17 protein-coding genes are annotated in these 18,905 nt (G+C 67.4%); 14 read left to right on the top strand and 3 right to left on the bottom strand.

What is annotated here, in order from left to right:
• Window positions 1-101 precede the first annotated feature (101 nt).
• From ACZYRS_RS06265 to ACZYRS_RS06200, 14 genes are all read left to right on the top strand, one after another.
• Window positions 102-293 (top strand): Flp family type IVb pilin, encoded by a 192-nt coding sequence (locus ACZYRS_RS06265; RefSeq protein ID WP_463418541.1) that lies wholly within the window; start codon window positions 102-104, stop codon window positions 291-293.
• 9 nt (window positions 294-302) lie between these two features.
• Window positions 303-800, top strand: coding sequence for an A24 family peptidase (locus tag ACZYRS_RS06260; protein WP_463418540.1), 498 nt, complete (start codon window positions 303-305; stop codon window positions 798-800).
• An 81-nt stretch (window positions 801-881) separates the two neighbouring features.
• Window positions 882-1,877 carry a Flp pilus assembly protein CpaB gene (gene cpaB, locus ACZYRS_RS06255; protein ID WP_463418539.1) on the top strand — a complete coding sequence of 332 codons (996 nt, stop codon included), beginning with the start codon at window positions 882-884 and terminating at the stop codon, window positions 1,875-1,877.
• A gap of 43 nt (window positions 1,878-1,920) precedes the next feature.
• Window positions 1,921-3,357: a type II and III secretion system protein family protein gene (locus ACZYRS_RS06250; protein WP_463418538.1), complete on the top strand. Its 1,437-nt coding sequence runs from the start codon at window positions 1,921-1,923 to the stop codon at window positions 3,355-3,357.
• Window positions 3,358-3,389: 32 nt separating this feature from the next.
• Complete coding sequence (locus ACZYRS_RS06245; protein ID WP_463418537.1) at window positions 3,390-4,679, top strand: AAA family ATPase; 1,290 nt, start codon at window positions 3,390-3,392, stop codon at window positions 4,677-4,679.
• A gap of 6 nt (window positions 4,680-4,685) precedes the next feature.
• Window positions 4,686-6,002, top strand: a complete 1,317-nt coding sequence (locus ACZYRS_RS06240) for a CpaF family protein (protein WP_198786499.1) — start codon at window positions 4,686-4,688, stop codon at window positions 6,000-6,002.
• Window positions 5,995-6,999: a type II secretion system F family protein gene (locus tag ACZYRS_RS06235; protein ID WP_463418536.1), complete on the top strand. Its 1,005-nt coding sequence runs from the start codon at window positions 5,995-5,997 to the stop codon at window positions 6,997-6,999. Before ACZYRS_RS06240 ends, ACZYRS_RS06235 begins: the two co-directional genes overlap by 8 nt.
• Entirely contained in the window at window positions 6,996-7,979 is a 984-nt protein-coding gene (locus tag ACZYRS_RS06230) for a type II secretion system F family protein (RefSeq protein ID WP_463418535.1), read from the top strand. Before ACZYRS_RS06235 ends, ACZYRS_RS06230 begins: the two co-directional genes overlap by 4 nt.
• Window positions 7,976-8,965, top strand: a complete 990-nt coding sequence (locus tag ACZYRS_RS06225; RefSeq protein ID WP_463418534.1) for a hypothetical protein — start codon at window positions 7,976-7,978, stop codon at window positions 8,963-8,965. The genes ACZYRS_RS06230 and ACZYRS_RS06225 overlap by 4 nt, the downstream gene beginning before the upstream one ends.
• The gene (locus ACZYRS_RS06220; protein ID WP_463418533.1) at window positions 8,962-9,411 is read left to right on the top strand and encodes a DUF3613 domain-containing protein; all 450 of its coding nucleotides are present in this window, start codon (window positions 8,962-8,964) and stop codon (window positions 9,409-9,411) included. Before ACZYRS_RS06225 ends, ACZYRS_RS06220 begins: the two co-directional genes overlap by 4 nt.
• A gap of 36 nt (window positions 9,412-9,447) precedes the next feature.
• On the top strand, window positions 9,448-9,921 hold the full coding sequence (locus ACZYRS_RS06215) for a TadE/TadG family type IV pilus assembly protein (RefSeq protein ID WP_463418532.1): 474 nt from the start codon (window positions 9,448-9,450) through the stop codon (window positions 9,919-9,921).
• On the top strand, window positions 9,918-10,391 hold the full coding sequence (locus ACZYRS_RS06210; RefSeq protein WP_463418531.1) for a TadE/TadG family type IV pilus assembly protein: 474 nt from the start codon (window positions 9,918-9,920) through the stop codon (window positions 10,389-10,391). The genes ACZYRS_RS06215 and ACZYRS_RS06210 overlap by 4 nt, the downstream gene beginning before the upstream one ends.
• A gap of 16 nt (window positions 10,392-10,407) precedes the next feature.
• On the top strand, window positions 10,408-12,492 hold the full coding sequence (locus ACZYRS_RS06205) for a pilus assembly protein TadG-related protein (protein ID WP_463418530.1): 2,085 nt from the start codon (window positions 10,408-10,410) through the stop codon (window positions 12,490-12,492).
• Window positions 12,493-12,510: 18 nt separating this feature from the next.
• Entirely contained in the window at window positions 12,511-13,938 is a 1,428-nt protein-coding gene (locus tag ACZYRS_RS06200) for a sigma 54-interacting transcriptional regulator (RefSeq protein ID WP_463418529.1), read from the top strand.
• Between the two features lie 18 nt (window positions 13,939-13,956).
• Here ACZYRS_RS06200 and ACZYRS_RS06195 read toward each other — a convergent pair whose 3' ends face one another.
• The 3 genes from ACZYRS_RS06195 to ACZYRS_RS06185 all read right to left on the bottom strand — a co-directional run bounded on the left by ACZYRS_RS06195 (window position 13,957) and on the right by ACZYRS_RS06185 (window position 18,824).
• Window positions 13,957-15,540 carry a TolC family protein gene (locus ACZYRS_RS06195; protein ID WP_463418528.1) on the bottom strand — a complete coding sequence of 528 codons (1,584 nt, stop codon included), beginning with the start codon at window positions 15,538-15,540 and terminating at the stop codon, window positions 13,957-13,959.
• Window positions 15,537-16,853 (bottom strand): HlyD family type I secretion periplasmic adaptor subunit, encoded by a 1,317-nt coding sequence (locus tag ACZYRS_RS06190; protein WP_198786508.1) that lies wholly within the window; start codon window positions 16,851-16,853, stop codon window positions 15,537-15,539. Before ACZYRS_RS06190 ends, ACZYRS_RS06195 begins: the two co-directional genes overlap by 4 nt.
• 156 nt (window positions 16,854-17,009) lie before the next feature.
• Window positions 17,010-18,824, bottom strand: a complete 1,815-nt coding sequence (locus tag ACZYRS_RS06185) for a peptidase domain-containing ABC transporter (RefSeq protein WP_198786509.1) — start codon at window positions 18,822-18,824, stop codon at window positions 17,010-17,012.
• Window positions 18,825-18,905 lie beyond the last annotated feature (81 nt).

Below are 18,905 nucleotides of genomic sequence, written 5' to 3'. Positions count from 1 at the left end.
AAGGACCTCACCCACCCGGGTTTGTCTTGTTGATACACGGAGTTACGCTGTATAACATCCACATCGTCAGTCGTTGTTCAACTCTCCTCAAGGGGTAAATCATGCTCAGCTCTATTACTCGTTTTCTGCGCGATGAAGAAGGCGCAACCGCAATTGAATACGGAATTATTGCGGGGCTCATTTCAATTGCGATCGTGACTGTGCTTCCTGGAGTGGGCACCGCACTCAGGAATATTTTTACGCAAATCAGCGGTGCATTGACCCCCGCTGCTGGTACCGGAAACGGCGGTTAAGAGCGAGCAATGGCACTTGGATGCCTGCTCTGGCTTCTTTTCGTCACCGTCTATGACTTCCGACAGCGCCGCGTCCCGAATTGGCTGGTGCTCGCCGGAGCCGCTGTGGCTCTCGCAGCACTCGCCCTCGGGATGCAGCCGTTCGGAATCGACTGGACTCAGGCACTGCTCGGCGCAAGCGCCGGCTTCGGCTTCCTCCTGCTTTTCTATGCTTTCGGTCTCATGGGAGCAGGCGACGTGAAATTCGCAGGCGCTCTCGGACTTTGGGTCGGCCTCACCGCCCTGGCCCCCATCTGGATCGTCGCCAGCCTCCTTGCCGGCGTCCACGGCGCGTTGTGGTTCGCCCTGCAACGCTGGCCCCTTTCTCCGCGGCTCGCACTGATTCTTGCGGGCCCGACTTCCGCAGCCAACGGCAGCGCCTCGCGCCGTCGGGCTCGCTTCATTCCCTACGCGGCTTATCTGGCAATGGCCACGGCGGCATGGATGGTCTGGGGACGACAGAGCTAGCAGCTTCCTGCCTCTGTCACCGCAGGCCATTCATTCCTCACTTTTCATGATTGCTTGCTCTCACTCCTCAGCCCGCCGCCCATGATCAATCTCACCAAAATCCTCGCAGCCATCCTGGTGCTCCTGGCCATCGCACTGGGCGGCTATGCCTGGATGCTGAGCCGGCAGGCGCCCGCGCCGATCGCGGCGACGACCGCCCCCTCGACCGCTTCCACCAAGACCCAGCAGGCGCAGGTCTACCCGGTCGTGGTGGCAGCCAAGCCTCTGCCCGCGGGCCAGGCGATTCCCGCCGATGCCTTGCGCGTGGAGCGCCTGACGATCAATCCGGCAGGCGCGTTCCAGGACCTGACCGTCGCCACCGGCCGCGTCCCCGTGCTGGACCTCGCCGAAGGCACGCCGGTGATGGAAAACCAGCTGGTCTCGGGCCTCGCGCTGCGCATCTCCGAAGGCGAGCGCGCCGTCGCGGTGAAGGCCGACGAAGTCATGGGCGTGGGCAACAAGCTGCAGCCGGGCGATTTCGTCGACGTCTTCATCACGCTCAAGTCCGACGGCAAGGATGTGGACCGCAGCCAGGCGCGCCTGCTGTTGTCGCGCAAGCGGGTGCTCGCATTCGGCAACGCGTCCGTCGACGGGTTGCCGTCCAAGTCGGCCGACAAGACCGGCGCGCAGCAGGCGCAGCGCGCCGAACCGGCCCGCACCGCGGTGCTCGCGGTGCCCGTCGATGAAGTGAACCGCCTGACCATCGGCGACGCCAGCGGCAGGCTGCTGCTGGCCTTGCGCAACCCGACCGACTTGTCGGAGCCGGACCCCAAGCTCTTCGCCGACCTGCCGACCGCCCTGCAGCCCGTGCTGGCCAAGGCGGGCGAGCCGCGCCGCGCGCCGCTCGAGGGCCTGGACCGCGCGCAGGCGGGCCTCACCGCCGCCGATCTTGTCACCGGCGGCAACGGCCCCGCCCTGCGGCCACAAGCGGCCCAGGCGCGCGTCGCCAGCGGCGCCCCGCGCGCCGCCGGCCCCACCCGCACCGGGCTGCAGGTCGAGGTCATTCGCGGCGAGAAAAGCGAAACCGTGAACTACTGATTGCCGATCGCGCAGCACGACACCCGTCATCCAGGAAAACCAAATGCACCACACGCCCAGCGAGCCGACGACCAGCGCCACTCGCAGCCCCGGGGAAGTTTCATCGCGGCTGCTGCGGCCGTCCCTGATCGCCCTGTGCGCGATGGCGCAAGCCGTCTGGCCGCTGGCATCCACCGCCGCCGACGCGCAGGCGGGGCGCTCGCCGAAAGCGCAAGCGCAGCCGCTGCAGACGATGCAACCGCTGCAACTGCAACAACCGCGCACGCTCACCCTGGGCGCCGGCACGCAGCAGGAACTGCTGATCGACAAGGGCATCGACCGCATGGCGATCGGCGATGAAGCCGTTGCCGGCGTCGCCATCACGCGCAAGACGCCCAATTCGCCCGCCGCCCGGCTCATCGTGACCGGCAAGACCGCAGGGCGCACCACGCTCATGGTCTGGGAAAAGGGCAACAGCGCCGCCACCACGTACACGCTCGAAGTGCGCCGCCGGTCCTCCACGCTCGCCGGCACCATGGACAGCATGCCCGCGCACCAGCAGGCGCGCGACACCGTGCTGGCCAGCACCGCCGACAAGGCCGAGCTGGTCGACCGCTCGGTCGTCAACGTGCGAAGCAACACCGTGCAGGTCGAGGTGAAAGTGGTGGAGTTCAACCGCAGCGTGCTCAAGCAGGCGGGCCTGAACATCTTCAGCACCCGCACCAACTCGAACGGCTTCAGCTTCGGCGTGTTCTCGCCCTCGTCGCTGCAATCGGCCACCTATGCGTCCAACGGCGGCATCGCCACCGAGCAGAACAATCCGCTGGCGCAGGCCTTCAGCCTCCTGTTCAATTTCAGCAAGGCCGGCATCGGCCTGAACGTCGGCTTCCTCGAAGGCAACGGCATGGCGCGCGTGCTCGCCGAGCCCACGCTGGTCGCCATGTCGGGCCAGAGCGCGAGCTTCCTGTCGGGCGGCGAGTTGCCGGTGCCGGTGCCGCAGGGCCTGGGCACCACCAGCATCGAATACAAGCCCTTCGGCATCGGCCTTACGCTGACGCCCACGGTGCTCTCGAACGAACGCATCGTGCTCAAGGTGGCGCCCGAAGCCAGCGACCTGGACTACACGAATTCGCTGAGCATCAACGGCGTGGCGGTTCCGGCCATCTCCACGCGGCGCGCGGACACCACGGTGGAGCTGGGCGATGGCGAGAGCTTCATCATCGGCGGCCTCGTGAGCCGCACCACCACGTCCAATGCGGACAAGGTGCCGCTGCTGGGCGACCTGCCGATCCTGGGGTCCTTCTTCAAGCAGAACAAGTACCAGATGAACGAGAAGGAGCTCGTGATCATGGTCACGCCGCACCTCGTGAAGCCCATCGCGCGCGGCACCGACCTGGCGCCCTACCTGCCCGGCTCGGCCGAGCAGCGCGACGGTGCCGTGTGGCGCTCGTATTTCCTCGGCGGTGCGATCGATACAGCGGTCCCGGGCTTCTCGCGTTGACAGCGACAGCCCCATCCTCGCCAGGCAACCCCATGAACGCTCCACGCGACAACATGCCTGAAGTGGGCGCAGAAACCTACCTGTTCGCATCGGGCAACGGCAGCCACATCACCTGGCTCACCGATGCGCTCTCGCGCCTGGGCTCGGTGGTGGTGCTCGGGCCGGACACCAAGTCGATCGACGAGCGCATCGCGCTGCTCGGTCCGGTGGCGGTGTTCATCGATTTTTCGCTCGACCAGAGCGAGGCCGCCGGCCCGCTGCATCAACGCCTGAAACGCGACTGGCCCGCGTTGCCGGTGCTCGCCACCGGCGTTTCGTCCGAACCTGCCGCGATGCTCGCCGCGCTGCGCGCGGGCGTGGACGACTTCGTCGACATGTCGGCCGCCCCCACGGATGCGGTGAGCACGCTGCGAACGCTGATCGAGCGGCGCAGTTCGCAACAAGTGAGCACGCGCGGGCGCACCCTGGCGCTGCTCGGCGCACGCGCGGGCCTGGGCGTCACCACGCTGGCCACCAGCCTCGCGCTGACGCTGAACGACGTGCTCGCGCAAGCGCAGACACAGGCACAAGCTGCACGTGGCGCGGCCCGCGCCGCGCGCCACGGCGTGGCGCTGCTCGACCTGGGCCTGCCGGCGCGCGACGGACTGCTCTATCTCGATACGCAAAGCGGTTTCAGCTTCGTCGATGGCGTGCGCAACCTGCGCCGGCTCGACCAGACGCTGCTGCACACCGCGCTCGCGCACCACAGCAGCGGCGTCGCGGTGCTGCCGCTGCCCGCGAGCCTGGCGCAGGTGCGCGAGATCTCGCATGCCGACTCGGTGGCGCTCATCAAGCGCCTGACCGATTTCTTCGATTTCCAGATCGCCGACCTGGGCGGCTTCTCCACCATCGACTTCGTGGCGCAGACCGTGCGCGAAGCGCAGCGCACCTGGGTGGTCTGCGACCAGAGCATCGGCGCGATCGTGTCCACCGCCAACCTGCTGAAAGACCTGCGCACGCGCGAGGTCGACACGACGCATCTCTCCCTGGTGGTGAACAAGTTCGACAGCCACGTGGACCTCACCGCCAAGGACATCGCAGAGCGCCTGGAGCTGCCGCTGCATCACGTGATTCCCGCGCGCAGCGCACCGTTGCTGTCGGCCGCGAGCCGCGGCGAGATGCTGGTGCGCACCGCGCGCAACGACCCCTATTCGCAGGCCGTCGCGGGACTGGCCCGAGGCCTGCAGCAGGAATTCATGTCTCCAACAGGCCAACCGCCGGCCAAAGATCCTCGCTGGAGCGCGCTGATTTCGCGCTTCCGCAAGAGCCCAAGTGAAGGTTGAGCCCACATGTCCAACGATATCGAATTTGCCGACGACGACCAGGCGTTCATCAATTCGCAGCAGTTCCAGGACATCAAGAGCTGGACGCACGATCACCTGTTGAGCCGCATCGAAGAGCTGGGCGCGGAGTTCGGCCGGTGGTCGCGCGCCTCGATCCAGCAGTTCGTCGAGCTGGAGGTGGACAGCTTCGTTCGCCTTCGCCGCGTGCCGATCAACGACCGCGAGATGCAGCTCATCTCCGACGCGCTGACCAAGGAACTGGCGGGCTTCGGTCCGCTGGAAGACCTGCTCAACGATCCGGCGGTGGAAGACATCCTGATCAACGGCTACCAGAACGTGTATGTCTCCCGCCATGGCATGCTGGAGCGCGAGACGGTGCGCTTCGCCGACGCCGAGCATGTGATGCGCATCGTGCGCCGCATCCTCGCGCCGCTGGGCCGCCGGCTGGACGAATCCAACCCGATGGTCGATGCGCGCCTGCCGGACGGCGGCCGCATCAACGTGATCATCGAGCCGCTGGCCATCGACGGCCTGTCGGTCTCGATCCGCAAGTTCCGGAAAGAGCCTCTCACGCCGGCCGACCTTGTGAAGCTCGGGACCTTCGATGCGGGCATGGCGCAGCTGCTGGAGATCGCGGTGCGCGCGCGCTGCAACATCCTCGTGAGCGGCGGCACCAGCTCGGGCAAGACCTCGCTGCTGAATGCGCTCGCCAGCTACATTCCGGCGCGCGAGCGCGTCATCACCATCGAGGACACCGCCGAGCTCTCGCTGGGCACCAGCCACGTCGTGCGGCTGGAGAGCCGCCCGGGCGGCTTCGACGGCACGGGCGTCATCTCCATTCGCGACCTCCTGCGCAACAGCCTGCGCATGCGGCCCGACCGGATCATCGTGGGCGAAGTGCGCGGCGCCGAAGTGATCGAGATGATGCAGGCCATGAACACCGGCCACGAAGGCTCGATGGGCACCATCCACGCGAGCTCGCCGCGCGAATGCCTCTACCGGCTCGAAATGCTCGCGGGCTTCGCGGGCTACCAGGGCAGCGAGGTGAGCCTGCGCCGCCAGATCGCCAATGCGATCGATTTCATCGTGCAGATCGGCCGGCTCTCGGGCGGGCAGCGGCGCATCATTTCGCTGAGCGAAGTCACCGGCGTGAACGACAACATCGTCGCGATGCAGGAGCTGTACCGCTACGAGCCCGTGGTCTCGCCCGACGGCGAGGAGCGCGACCGCTGGGTGTCGCTGGGCATCGCGCCGCATTCGCCCAAGATCACGCGCTTTCGCCAATCGATGACGCGCGCGGCGCAGGGGGACGGCCGTGCGTGAAGGCCTGGCCACCGTTGCCGTGATGGTGGCCGTCATCGCGCTGCTTGCCGCCGCCGCGGGGCTGCTGCTGTGGCAGTGGGCGAAGAAGCGGCAGGTGCGGCAGGCCGCGGAGCGGCACCTGCGCCAGCAGATCCTTGCCAGCAGTTCGCCGGCCATGCCAGTGCCGATGCCCGTGCGGGACATGGCCGCCAACGAGCCGCCACTGGGCCTGACCACCGACCCCTGGCTGGAAACCGAGGCCACGTCGAAGGCCACCGTCCCCACCGGGGTGCTCGACAAGGTGTTGCCCGGCTGGCTCGTGGGCGTTGTCCAGCCGCGCACCGTCGTGCTGGGGCTGGCCGTCATCGTGGTGCTATGCGTGGTGGCCGGCGCCATCGGCGGCTGGCTCGCCGCCTTCGGCGTGCTGCTGCTGATGCTGCTGGTCGCGACCTTCGTGCTCTGGCTCCAGGTGCAGAAATTCCGCCGCAAGCTGGTGAGCCAGCTGCCCGCCTACATCGATGCCATGGTCCGGCTGATCACCATCGGCAACTCCACGCAGGCCGCCTTCCAGCTGGCCATTTCCACCACCGAGACGCCGCTGCGCGGGCACCTGGAACGCTCGGCCGCGCTGGTGCGCGCGGGCGTGGACCTGGACCGCGCGCTGCACCAGACCGCCGCCAACGTGCGCGTCGAAGAGCTGTTTCTGCTGGCCTCCATCCTGGGCCTGGGCGTGCGCTACGGCGGCCGCGCCGACCTGCTGCTCGAGCGCGTGGCCAACTTCATGCGCGACCGCGAACAGGCGGAGCACGAGCTCGTCGCAATGTCCGCGGAGACGCGGCTCTCGGCCTGGATCCTGGGCCTCTTGCCGGTGGGCGTCGGGGCCTTCCTCATCATGAGCAACCCGGGCTATTTCCTTGGCATGTGGAACGACGGCACGGGCCGCATCCTCATCTTTTCCGCGCTGGGCCTGCAGTTGGCGGGTGCCGCGCTTCTCTACCGCCTGGCGAGGCTGGCATGACGTTCACGCCCAATCAGCTGGCCATCTTCGCCCTGGTGCTGCTGGCCATGGGCCTGATGGTCGGCGCCGGCGCGCTGATCGCGGCCGAACTGCGGCGCACGCGCAGCGGACAGGTCATCGGCCGTGCCATCCGCCAGGCCGGCACGCCGGCCGAGGCCAAGGCCAAGGCAGACGACAGGGCCGGCCCCGAGACCGTGCCCGATGCCGAAACGCCGGCGCACGCCGACCTCGAACTGCCCTTCCACTGGCTCGATTCGCGGCTGGGCCGGGCGCTGGTGGCGGACGAAGACAGGAACCTCATCGACCAGTGCGGCCTGCCCTCCAAGCGCACGCAGCTGGTCTTCCTGGTCACGCGCATCCTGCTCGCGCTGGTGCTGCCGTTCCTGGTCTATGTGGTCTGGGGCGAAAACCATGCGCAGCAGCGCACGGTGATCCTCGTGCTGGCGGCCTCCTTCGTGATCGGCTTCATGGCGCCCAAGTGGGTGCTGGGCCGCATCGCCGCCGGACGCCGCGAACGCGCGGCGCAGGAGCTGCCGCTTTTCATCGACCTGCTGCGGCTGCTGCAGGGCGTGGGCCTGAGCCTGGACCAGAGCCTGCAGATCATGGCCACCGACTTCCTGCATGTGCTGAAGGTGCTCGGCCACGAACTGACGCTGGCCAACAACCAGTACAGCCGCGGCCGCACGCGCGAGCACTCGCTGCAACGCCTGGCCACGCTGCACAAGAACGAGAACCTGCGCGGCCTCGTCTCGCTGCTGGTGCAGGTCGACCGGCACGGCGGCGCGGTGCAGGAGCCGCTGCGCATCTTCAGCGACCGGTTGCGCGAGCACCGGCGCTCGGAGATGAAGGAGCGCATCGGAAAGATCACCGTGAAGATGACCGGCGTCATGGTGACCACGCTGCTGCCGGCACTGGTCATCGTGACCGCGGGGCCGGGTTTCATCGCGATATTCCGTTCACTGGGAGCCGTCACCAAATGAAAACCCTTGCCACTCCCATTCGGTCGCGCCGCGCCGGTCGCATGCTGGCCTGCGCGGCCGCGACGCTCGCTGCGCTGGCGATGGCCGGCTGCGGCACCCTCAAGGACCAGTACGCGGCCAGCAACGACGCGCAGCAACGCGCGGCGGCCGAGGCGGCCGTCGACACGAAAGCCGGTGCCGCCATCGACACCAAGGCCACGTACCTGCGGCTGGTCGAGCAGATGCAGAACGAAGGCCTGTGGTTCGCTTCGCTGGCCCACATCGATGCGCTGGAGCAGCGCTGGGGCGTGTCGCCCGAATCCACGCGCGCGCGCGCCGACGCGCTGCGCCAGACCGGCCAGGCCGCCCCGAGCGAAGCCGCCTACAAGCGCCTCATGGGCACGCCGCTGGAGAGCGCCGGCTACCGGGGCCTGGGCCTCCTGGCGGGCGCGCGCGGCAGTTACGCCGAGGCCGTGCAACTCTTCAAGCAGGCCCAGCGCCAGACCCCGACCGATGCCCTGCTGCTCAGCGACCTGGGCTATGCGAACCTGCGCGCGGGACAGATCGCCGATGCCCGGCTGCCGCTGATGCAGGCGCTGCAACTGAGCCCGAACAACACCCAGGCCCAGGCCAACCTCGCGCTCTACCTCGAATCGACCGATCAGAGCGAGCAGGCGAACCGGCTGATGGAAGCCAACCGCATGCCCGCAGCCAGCCGCGCCGCCGTTCGGGAGGCCGCGCAGCAACTGCGCACCGGCGCGCCGCTCGCGGCAACCGGCGCGGCGCCGCTGGTCGCTCCTTCGGCAGCTTCTTCGGCCGCTCCCTTGGCCGTTCGCCCGCTGCCGAGCGGCACGACGCTGGCGCGAGACGACGCGGCGGCCCCGCCCCTGGCACTCAAGGCATCGCGCTGGGCCGGCATGGGCGGCGTGCGCACCGCCAGCCAGCTGAACCCGTCCACCGCGGATTCCGCGGCGTCACCCAACCCGACCGCACGAGCCACCCCATGAAAAAAGAACACGCCTTTCGCCTTGCCGCACGCTCGTCCGCATTCGGCGTGAGCGTCGCACTGATGGTCTTCGCGCCCGCCGTGCTGGCGCAGGAAGCCAGGCCGGCCGCGCCGACGATGCAGGCCCAGCCTTCGACAGCGCCTGCGAACACGCAGGCGTCCGCACCTGTGCCCGCGCCCGTGCCGCCGCAGGACCAGGAAGAAATGGCCGAGGGCGAAGACTTCGTCTACGAACCGCTGCAAGTCGGCGATGCGACGCAGGGCCTGCTCGCCTGGCAGCGCAGCGGGGAGATCGCCTCCACCACGCCGCGCCCCATCGCGGGAAGCGTTGCCACCCGCAGCTACGAGCGGTACCTCAAGAGCTTCGAGTTTCCGATTCCGGAGCGCATGAGCTCGTCGGTCAAGTCGTCGTCGAGCTCGGGCAGCGGCGCCGCCGCGCCCAGGTAAGCCCGCGACAGAAGCCGGCACGAACGCCACATCGCCATGAAAGCGCCAGGCACCCGCCCCGCAGCACGCCGCCAACGCGGTGTGTATGCGATCGAGTTCGCGATGGTGTTCCTGATCTTCTTCGCGGTGCTCTATGGGGCCATCTGCTACGGGATGCTGTTCGCGTTTCGCCTGGGCGTGCAGAACGCGGCGGAAGACGGCGCGCGTGCGGCGTTGCGCTACCAGTCCACGCTGCAGGGTCGGCAAGACCATGCGCAGGCCGTCGCGCAACAGGCCATCGGATGGCTCCCGACCGTGGTGACACGCAATGTGCAAGCCACCGTCTGCGGTGTCGCGAGCAACGTCTGCGGAACCCCGGCCTGCGGCCCGGACTGGAACGCGCGCTGCCAGATGGTGGTCACCGTCACGGCATCGAACATGAACGGCCTGCTGCCGCCGCTGCCTGCTTTCGCGATGCCGAACATCATCATCGGCAAGGCCAGCATGCTCCTGGATGGAAGATCGCCATGAACGCCGGCCGTACGAAAAGCAAAGAGCGCGGCGTGGCCGCGGTCGAGTTCGCGCTCGTCTTCGTCGTGCTTTTCAGCGTTCTGTACGCGGTCGCGACATTCGGCGCCGTCTTCTACACGCAGCAGGCGGTCACCCGCGCCGCGGAAGAAGGCGCGCGGGTCGCGAGCATGGTGACCGCGCCGGTCGGCAACGACGCGCGCGTGACGGATGCCGTCTACGGCGCCTTGGCCAACTCGCTCGTCGTTCCTGCTTCTTCCAATGCCAGCGTGGCGACGCGACGCGCCTGGGTCTCCGCCAGGGTGACGGTGACAGCGCTGCCGAGCGGCACCGGCGCATCGGCCGCCTATGTGGTGACCGTGAGCTATCCGTACAGCGAAAACCGCCTGCTGCCGACGATGCCGCTGCTGGACCTCAGCACCTGGGTGCCCGATCAACTGCGAAGCCGATCGACCATCGCGCTTCGGTCCTGAAGGAGAGTTCACCATCATGGACACGGCACCCCGAAACTCTCTTCGCCCACAGAGGCCTGGGCCGCGTGGCAGGCGCGCACGCGGCTCCATCATCATCAACACGGCCATTGCGCTGAGCCTGGTCGTCATTACGCTGCTCGGAACCCAGATCGGCTACCTGATGCTCATGAAGCGGGAGCTCCAGAAGACCGCCGACCTGGCGGCGCTTTCCGGCGCGCAGTCCTTGCTGCCGCTCAGCTGCGTCGACGCCAGGACCGCCGCGGTTGCGAATGCCGCGCAGAACATGCCGCCGATGTTGCCGCCGCTGGCGGCAGCGGATGTCGAATGCGGGAACTGGGACCCACAGACCCGGGCGGCGCCCCAATATTTCGGCGCGCCCGACGCGGGCCAGTTCTTCAACGCGGTGCGCGTGAGGCTTTCCAGAACGCCTGCGTTGCTGCTGCCGAACCTTTCGGGCGGCCAGCCTTACACGATCACGGTGCAGGCGCTGGCGGCGCAGCGCCAGCCGCTCGCTTCGCTCAATATTCGCAGCACGTTGTTGTCGGTCGACACCAAGCAGTCGGCACTGCTGAATGCCGTCTTCGGAGGTCTGCTGGGCGGCTCCCTGAGTCTGCAGGCCGCGGGGTGGCAAGGCCTGCTCAACACCAACATCCAGTTGCTCAGCTTCCTTGACCAGCTCAAGCTCGACCTGAACATCAGCGCGGCCAACTACGACCAAGTCCTCAACACGAGTGTGAACGCGGGCGTCCTGCTGCAGAGCATGATCACGGTCATGGAACGCGGTGGAAACACTGCCGCGGTCACGGTGCAGGCTTTGCGCGATTTGCTGGTGAGCGTCCAGGCCTCGCCGTTCACGCTCAAGCTCAGCGACCTCTTGGGCATCGCTTCCGGCACGGATGCAGCGGGGCTGAGCACAGAACTTCAACTCTTCCAGATCGTGCAGGGAATGGTTCAGGTCGCGAACGGAAAAAATGGGCTCGCAGCCGATGTGCCAATTACCGTTCCAGGCATCGCCAGTGTTACCACGAAGATCCGCGTGGTCGAGGCGCCGCAGATCTCCGCGGTGGGCAACCCTTCGCTGATCAATCCCAGCCTCGGCGTCAACGATCCCAACAAGATCTACGTGCGGACAGCGCAGGTCCGAATGCTGCTGTCAGTGGATCTCACCGGCATCACGAGCGCTGTGTCGAATCTGCTCTCCGCAGTCACGGGAGCGCTCTCGCCTCTCATCGGCTTTCTCAATAGCGTGCTCAGTCTGAACCTCGGCACCCTCGTGCCCGACCTGATTGCAACCATCGTCTGTTCCGGTTCCGGTTGTCCAGTAACGAAGGTCATCTATACGGATGTACTTCCCGCAGCCATCGACATCGGGATCAGTTCGGGCAACGGTGCCGCGCTCGTGACGGGCCATACATGCGGCGCTGCCGATAGCAAGTCGCTGAGCGTCCAGGCCAACACCAGTATTGCGCGATTGAATGTCGGCAAGGTATCAAACATCTTCTCGTCTTCGCAACCGGCGACAGCCGAGCCGGTCGGCATCATTGAAGTGGGTTATCGCGAGGCCAAGTTTGACTTTTGCCTTCTGTCGCTGATTTGCAGTCCGAAGAAATGGAGAACTGCCAGCAATACGTATGTAGCTGATATGGCAGCCGCAAAGAAGACGGTCATCTCCGGGTTGGGCCTTGTCATCAATTCAGATGTCGGCGGTAGCGCAAGTGGCACGGCGCTGACGTATGTCGCCCCAGTTCCGGCGAACCTGCCGGAAATCGATGCGGCACCCTACGATGGCGCAGGAGCGGACCCCTCATTCAAGAAGATCAGCGCAACGTCCCTCGTCCAGAGCCTTGGAGGCACCTTGGGCGGCATCCAGCTCCAGCCGTATTCGAGCGATGCCAGCGGCCTCCTTGGCGGTGTGCTCAACGGCGCCCTGAACCTGATCAGCAACCTCCTAAACACACTCCAGACGGTGATCAAGAACGCGCTGGGGCCTCTGCTAGATCCCACCGTCAACGCCTTGCTCGATCTGTTAGGCATCGATCTCGCGCAAGCAGAGGTCGGCGCGCGCCTGTCCTGCCATCGAGGCGCCGAGCTGGTTTATTGATATGCGCATTCCTTACCCATGAGTTCCCCCTCCAACTTCGACGAACTCGACCTCTTTGTCTGGGAAGGCAAAGCCGACATCCTCGACCGCATCGCGCGGTGCATGGCGAGCTTCGACGTGGAAGTCACCCGGGCCGACGGGTTGCCGCCGCCGCAGCAGGAGCGCGGCGCCGCATTGCGTCCCTCCGTTGCGATCATCAGCGTCACTGTCATCGACAGCGGCGGGCTCGCGCATGCCACCGAGTTCCTGCAGGGCATGCCGGTGATCTGGGTCGCCGCGGGTTCGCGCGAGCGCGATTCGCGCACCTACCCGCCCGAGTACCTGCACGTGCTGCCCTACGACTTCACCTGCGCCGAACTGCGCACGATGGTCGCCAAGCTCGTGCGCCAACTGCGCGCGCGCGATGTCGCGCCGCAGGCACCCGATGTGCTGGTGGCGCATTCCGAAGCCATGCAGGCGCTGCTCGCCGAAGTGGGCGCCTTCGCCGACTGCAACCACCCGGTGCTGGTGCGCGGCGAAACGGGCGTGGGCAAGGAGCGCATCGCGCAGCAACTGCACCTGGGGCACCAGTCGTACAGCAAGGGCGCCTTCGTGGCGGTGAACTGCGGTGCGATTCCCGATGGGCTCTTCGAGTCGCTGTTCTTCGGCCACACCAAGGGCTCGTTCACGGGCGCCGTGCATGCGCACCGCGGCTACTTCGAGCAGGCCACCGGGGGCACGCTGTTTCTCGATGAAATCGGCGACCTGCCGCGTTACCAGCAGGTCAAGCTGCTGCGCGTGCTGGAAGACAACGCGGTCACGCGGCTCGGTGCGACGTCGCCGATCCGGGTCGACTTCCGGCTCGTGGCAGCGACCAACCGCAACCTGCGCGAGATGGTGGCAAGCGGCGAGTTCCGCGCCGACCTGTTCTACCGGCTCGCGGTGATCGAGCTGCATGTGCCCAGCCTCGAAGAGCGCGGCGAGGTCGACAAGATCGCGATCTTCAAGGCGCTCTTGAGCAACGTGCTCGGCGACGAGCTCGAGACGCTGGGCGAAACGCCGCACTGGCTCAGCGATGCGGTGGCCGAAACCTATTTCCCCGGCAATGTGCGCCAGCTGCGCAACCTCGCGGAGCGCGTGGGCGTGATCGCGCGGCAACTGCATGGCTGGGACCAGAACCTGATCCAGCGCGCCATCGCGCTCACGCGCGGCACGCCGACGCCGGCGATGACGGCCGAGAGAAACGGCGGCGGCGGCAACGGCGGCGGCGTCGCGCTCGACAGCAACGGCGATCGCAAGGGCTGGAACAGCAGCGAGCGCAACCGCATCATCGCGGCGCTGGAGATCAACGACTGGAAACGCCAGGACACCGCGCAGCACCTGGGCATCAGCCGCAAGGTGCTGTGGGAAAAGATGCGCAAGTACCAGATCCTGGACGGAGAACCCGGTATCCCAGAGGACGCCTGACAGCGCCGCGCTCAGGCCTCAGCGGGGCATCAGGCGCGGTGTGCGGCGCAGCGGCGGGTTGTTGGTCGCCGCGCTCGCCGAGCGCTCGACGACCGGCTCGTTCGGGCAGGCCGCGTTGCTCGAGATGCACAGCGCCGAGAGCAGTCCGTCTTCGGTGAGCATGGAACGGTTGGGCGGGCCGAACATGCGGTCGATCCAGCTGTTCATGACATCGGGCTCGATGCGCAGCTCGCCGGTGGTGCGCGCCAGGCGCAGCTCGGAGATGCGCAGGTCGAAGACGCCGTCGACGTAGTCGAACAGCAGCGTGTAGTAGTCCAGCTGCGCATCGAGCACCTTGGGCAGCGTCTCGCGGCCGAATTCCATCAGGCGGCGGCGGCCGCGAAAGGCCTGGCCCGAAGTGCTGACGGCTTCCATGAGCTGCTTCTCGCGCTCGCGTCCCGACACGGTGCGGGCCCATGACGCGGAGGTGAGTTCGAACAGGTTGTTCTTCACGCCCTCGAGCTTGGCCTCCTGATTGGCGACTTCGGCGAGCGCGCTCCTCAAGCGCAGCTGCCGGTCGAAGCCGTTGCCGAAGTTCCAGTTGAGCTCGAAGGCCGCGCGCGTCGGGTCCTGCGGCGACACGCCGCGCGGGTCCTTGCTCTTCACGACCACGGCGTCCAGCGTCGGGTAGAGGCTCGATTCCTGCTGGTCGACCAGGGCTCTCGCGCGGTCGATGCGGCCCTGTGCCTCGGCGATCTCGGTGCTGCGGCTCTCCGCACGGCGCAGCGCCTCTTCCTGCGACGCGATGCGCCACTGCGTGGGCGCCGCGAGCACGGGCAGCGACTCGGTGTTGGGCGAGAACTTGAAGTAGTTGCGGAACTTGGCGAGCGCCTCGTCGCGCTGGGCCTCGAAGTCGGATTCGCGTGCGGCCACCAAGGCGCGCCGCGAGGCGGCCATGTTCAGGTCGTTGTCGCCCGACACGCCGAGCGCGACGCGGCGGGCCTCGGCCTTCGAGAGCTCGGCCACCACCTCGGTGGCCTTGTGCGCGATCTGTTTCTTGAGGTCGAAGCGCTGCACCTGCAGGTAGGCGGTGAGCGCGTCCAGCACCACCTTCTGCGAGGTGGTGATGACGGCCTCGTCGTCGGCCTTGTTGCCGGCCTCGGCCGCGCGCTGCGCCGCGCTCATGGCGCCGCCGTCGATGAGGCTCACGCGCGCTTCGGCGGTGAGCACGGTGTAGCTCTGGGTCTTGGCGTTGTCCGCGCCGCTGTTGTAGTTGCCGGACGAAGTGCCGATCTTGAAGCGCGGGTAGCGCGCCTGCTTGGCGGCATCGACGCCGTAGCTGCTGGTGGTGGCGGCCGCCTGCGCCGTCTGCACCTCGGGGTATTCCTGCGAGAGCGCGATCAGCGCCTGCTTCACGCGCTGGGCGTAGCTCGCGGCGCCGATGGACGGCGTGGACAGGCGCCGTGCGAGCGAGAGCGAAGGCAGCGGCCCTTGCGACACCTCCGACGCTTCCGGCTCCTGCGCAAGGGCGGCCGGCGGGAGCGCGAAGCTCGCGCACAGTGCTGCGCACAGCACCCCGGTGCCCGTGCTGCGGCGCCGGCTGGTGGCGGTGCGGTCCTTCATGGCTCGCGGAAGGCTTCGCGCCGCAACTTGAGCACTGGCCGCAGGATGTACCAGATGAACGGGTCGGTGCCCACGCGCAGGTCGACCTCGGACTCCATGCCGGCGGTGATGCGGTTCTCTTCGCGGCCCACGTGCGACTGCGACATGCTGATCAGCAGCCGGTAGTAAGGCGCGCCCTGCGCGATGGCCGCGTCGCGGTCGGCGTCGGCCGCCACCAGCATCACCTTGCCCTCGACGGCGCCGTAGCGCAGGTAGTCGTAGGCGGTGATCTTCACGCGCGCCGACTGGCCGATCTCCACGAAGCCGCGGTCGTTGGGATTGAGGCGCGCCTCCACCATGATCTCGTCCTTGTCGGGCACCACTTCCAGGATGGCTTCGCCGGGCTTGACCACCCAGCCCGGGCTGGAGTTGCGCAGGCCCTTGACGATGCCGTCCGAGGGCGCCTTCACCACGGTGCGCGAGCGCTGCGTGCGCGCGCGCGCCAGGTCTTCGCTCAGGCTGGCGAACTGGCGCTCGACCGTGGCCAGTTCGTCCGACGCGCGGCGGCGGTAGCGGCCTTCGGCCTCGGCCATCTTGGCCTGCGATTCGGTGATGGCGGCGTTGGCGGAAATCACGCCCTGGCGCGCGACGGCGAGCTCGCTGCGCACGCCCTCGGCCTGCCGGCGCTTCTCGAGCACCTCGACCTGCCCGACCAGTTTTTCGCTGAGCAGTTGCTCGGAGATCTCGAGTTCCTTTTGCATCAGCACCAGGCGATCGTCCAGGCCCTTGACCTTGGCCTGTTGCTCCAGCTGCTTGCTGCGCGCCTGCTCCAGGCCCGACACCGCGCCGGCCATGACGCCGCGCTGTTCGAGCGCGCGCGCCTGGTAGGCGCCCAGCTCGCCTTCGAACACGTCTTCGTCCAGGTCGGTGGCGAAGGACTGGCGGTTGAGCGGCTGGCCGCGGCTCTCGGCGATCAGGCGCACGCGCGTGGCCTGCGTGGCCGCGTAGCGGGCGCTGAGTTCTTCCAGGTTCAGGCCGCTGCCGCCCAGGTCGATCTCGACCAGCGACTGGCCCTGCTTGACCGTCTCGCCTTCCTTCACCAGCACGGCGCTGACGATGCCGCCTTCCAGATGCTGGATGGATTTGACGCGGTCCGAGGGGATCACGCGGCCCGGCGCGACGACCACGGTTTCCATCGGAAAGCCCAGGCCGATCAGGGCCAGCACGCCGATGGCGCCGCCGATGATCCACTGGCGCCGCCGCCCTTGCGGCGAGGTCCGCGCCGCGCGCTTCTGGTCTTCATCCTGAAGAATCTGCGGCAGATCTGATTTCACAATGAGCTCTCCCCCAGGCTTCGCGCACTTCGTGTCGCTGCTCCTACCCCCTCACCGGGGGCAATGCCAGCGGCCCGGCAAAGCCGGTTCCGCGGCATTCCATGACGGGGCTGCGTCCATCTCATGCATCGTGAATAGCTCATCGGATTCGTGTTCTTACGCCATGGAGCGGGAGGCCGCGGCCCCCGCGTTGTCTTCATCGCCCACTGCAACCAGCGGCTTCTTCACGCCGAAGAGCTTGGGCACCATCACCGCGGCGGTGCCCACCTCGACGTCGCCCTGGCCGGTCACGTGGTAGACCGCCGTGGCCGCCGAGACGATGCGCAGCGAGTGCGTGACCACCACCACGGTGCGCACCTTGGCCACCGCCAGCAGCGTGGCCAGGAGGTTGCGCTCGCTTTGAAAATCCAGGTCGTTGCTGGGCTCGTCGAGCACCAGCACCGAGGGCTTGCGAAGGAAGCTCATGGCCAGCGCGAGCTTGCGGCGTTCGCCCACCGAGACACCGGTGCCGCCCTCGCCGACCATGGTGCGGTAGCCGTCGGGCAGCCGCGAGATGAAGTCGTGCGCGCCCGAGAGCTTGCAGGCCGAGACGATCTGCTCGTCGCTCTGGCCCGGGGCCGCGCGGCGCATGGTGTCGATCAGCGAGCCGCCGAACCAGTAGACCTCCTGCGAGAGGTAGCTGATCCAGCGCGAGAGCTCTTCGCGGCCGAACTGCGACAGGTCGTATTCACCGATGCTGATGATGCCGCGCGTGGGCGCATAGAGGCCCGACAGGAGCTTGACCAGCGTCGACTTGCCCGCGCCGTTGCGCCCGACGATCACGTGCAGCCCGCCCGGGCCGATGTCCAGGTCGACGCTCTCGAGCACCGGCTGCTGCGCGGTCTCGGTGAAGCTGAAGCTCACGTCTTTCAGGGTGATGCGGCCCAGCGGCTGCGGCAGCGTCATGCCCGTGGGGGGCTTCTCGACCTGCTCGCCCAGCACGGTTTCCAGGCGCTTGGCGGCTTCCTTCGCGGTGGCCAGCGAGCGCCAGTTCGACACCAGCCCGGCCACCGGCTGCAGCGCCTTGAGCGCCAGCATGTTGGAGGCGACCAGGCCGCCCACCGTCATCCACTGCTCCATCACCGAGATGGCGCCCACCGTCACCACGACGACCGAGAAGACCGTCAGCAGCACCGTGGTGCCGTCGCGCGCGGTTTCGATCTGGCCGTTCTTGCTGAAGCTCTCGGAGAGCCAGGCGTTGTAGGTCTGGCGCCACATGTCGCTGATGGGGCCGTCGTTGGCCTGCGTCTTGAGCGTTTCGCGCGCGTTGCAGATCTCCGAGGTCATGCGGTCCAGGCCGCGGCCGCGCTGCACTTCCTCGACACGCCCGGCGCGCACTTCGTCGGCCCACCACCATGCCAGGAACGACATGATCGCCAGGAACGCGGCCACCACCGGCAGCACCGGCAAGGCGACGATGCCGATCACCACGAGCGCGAAGACCGCCATCGGCAGGTCGAAGATCGATTGCGCGAGACCGCCCGTGACGGTGCCGCGCACCGAGCCCACGTCGCGAAAGTACTGCTGCCACACCGAGGCCGGGCGCGCTTCGAGCGCGCGCAGCGGACGCGCCAGCATCGACTGCAGCAGCGCGCCCGAGACGCCGTGGTCGATGATCGCGCCCGCGTTGCGCAGCATGCGCGAGCGGCGCGTGCGCAGCCAGAACTCGATGCACAGGAAAAAGAAGATGCCGCTGACCAGCGCCGCGAGCGTGGAGGTGCCGCTGCGCGAGAGCACGCGGTCATACACCTGCAGCAGAAAAATGGAGGGCAGCAGCCCGAACAGGCTGATGGGGAGCGAGCGCCATGCCGCGCTCTTCACGAGCGGGTAAGCCGAACGGAACGCGGTGTTCAGTGCATTGGCATAAGGACTGGCACCCGGCTCGTCCGGCGTTTCGGCAACCAGCTGGCTGGGCAAGAGAAACTTGATCATGAGAAAAGGCCGATCCGTCGAGCATTGACGCTCGAATCATTATCGACTGTTACGCAACATTACAAAGCAAAAATTCGCGTG

This window comes from Variovorax sp. AC194, from assembly GCF_979257995.1.
This window is presented reverse-complemented; position numbering and strand designations above follow the sequence as displayed.

Coding starts and splice junctions, on each gene's coding strand:
- ACZYRS_RS06265 (WP_463418541.1), top strand. CDS start 102: ATGCTCAGCTCTATTACTCGTTTTCTGCGCGATGAAGAAGGCGCAACC.
- ACZYRS_RS06260 (WP_463418540.1), top strand. CDS start 303: ATGGCACTTGGATGCCTGCTCTGGCTTCTTTTCGTCACCGTCTATGAC.
- cpaB (WP_463418539.1), top strand. CDS start 882: ATGATCAATCTCACCAAAATCCTCGCAGCCATCCTGGTGCTCCTGGCC.
- ACZYRS_RS06250 (WP_463418538.1), top strand. CDS start 1,921: ATGCACCACACGCCCAGCGAGCCGACGACCAGCGCCACTCGCAGCCCC.
- ACZYRS_RS06245 (WP_463418537.1), top strand. CDS start 3,390: ATGAACGCTCCACGCGACAACATGCCTGAAGTGGGCGCAGAAACCTAC.
- ACZYRS_RS06240 (WP_198786499.1), top strand. CDS start 4,686: ATGTCCAACGATATCGAATTTGCCGACGACGACCAGGCGTTCATCAAT.
- ACZYRS_RS06230 (WP_463418535.1), top strand. CDS start 6,996: ATGACGTTCACGCCCAATCAGCTGGCCATCTTCGCCCTGGTGCTGCTG.
- ACZYRS_RS06225 (WP_463418534.1), top strand. CDS start 7,976: ATGAAAACCCTTGCCACTCCCATTCGGTCGCGCCGCGCCGGTCGCATG.
- ACZYRS_RS06220 (WP_463418533.1), top strand. CDS start 8,962: ATGAAAAAAGAACACGCCTTTCGCCTTGCCGCACGCTCGTCCGCATTC.
- ACZYRS_RS06215 (WP_463418532.1), top strand. CDS start 9,448: ATGAAAGCGCCAGGCACCCGCCCCGCAGCACGCCGCCAACGCGGTGTG.
- ACZYRS_RS06210 (WP_463418531.1), top strand. CDS start 9,918: ATGAACGCCGGCCGTACGAAAAGCAAAGAGCGCGGCGTGGCCGCGGTC.
- ACZYRS_RS06205 (WP_463418530.1), top strand. CDS start 10,408: ATGGACACGGCACCCCGAAACTCTCTTCGCCCACAGAGGCCTGGGCCG.
- ACZYRS_RS06200 (WP_463418529.1), top strand. CDS start 12,511: ATGAGTTCCCCCTCCAACTTCGACGAACTCGACCTCTTTGTCTGGGAA.
- ACZYRS_RS06195 (WP_463418528.1), bottom strand. CDS start 15,540: ATGAAGGACCGCACCGCCACCAGCCGGCGCCGCAGCACGGGCACCGGG.
- ACZYRS_RS06185 (WP_198786509.1), bottom strand. CDS start 18,824: ATGATCAAGTTTCTCTTGCCCAGCCAGCTGGTTGCCGAAACGCCGGAC.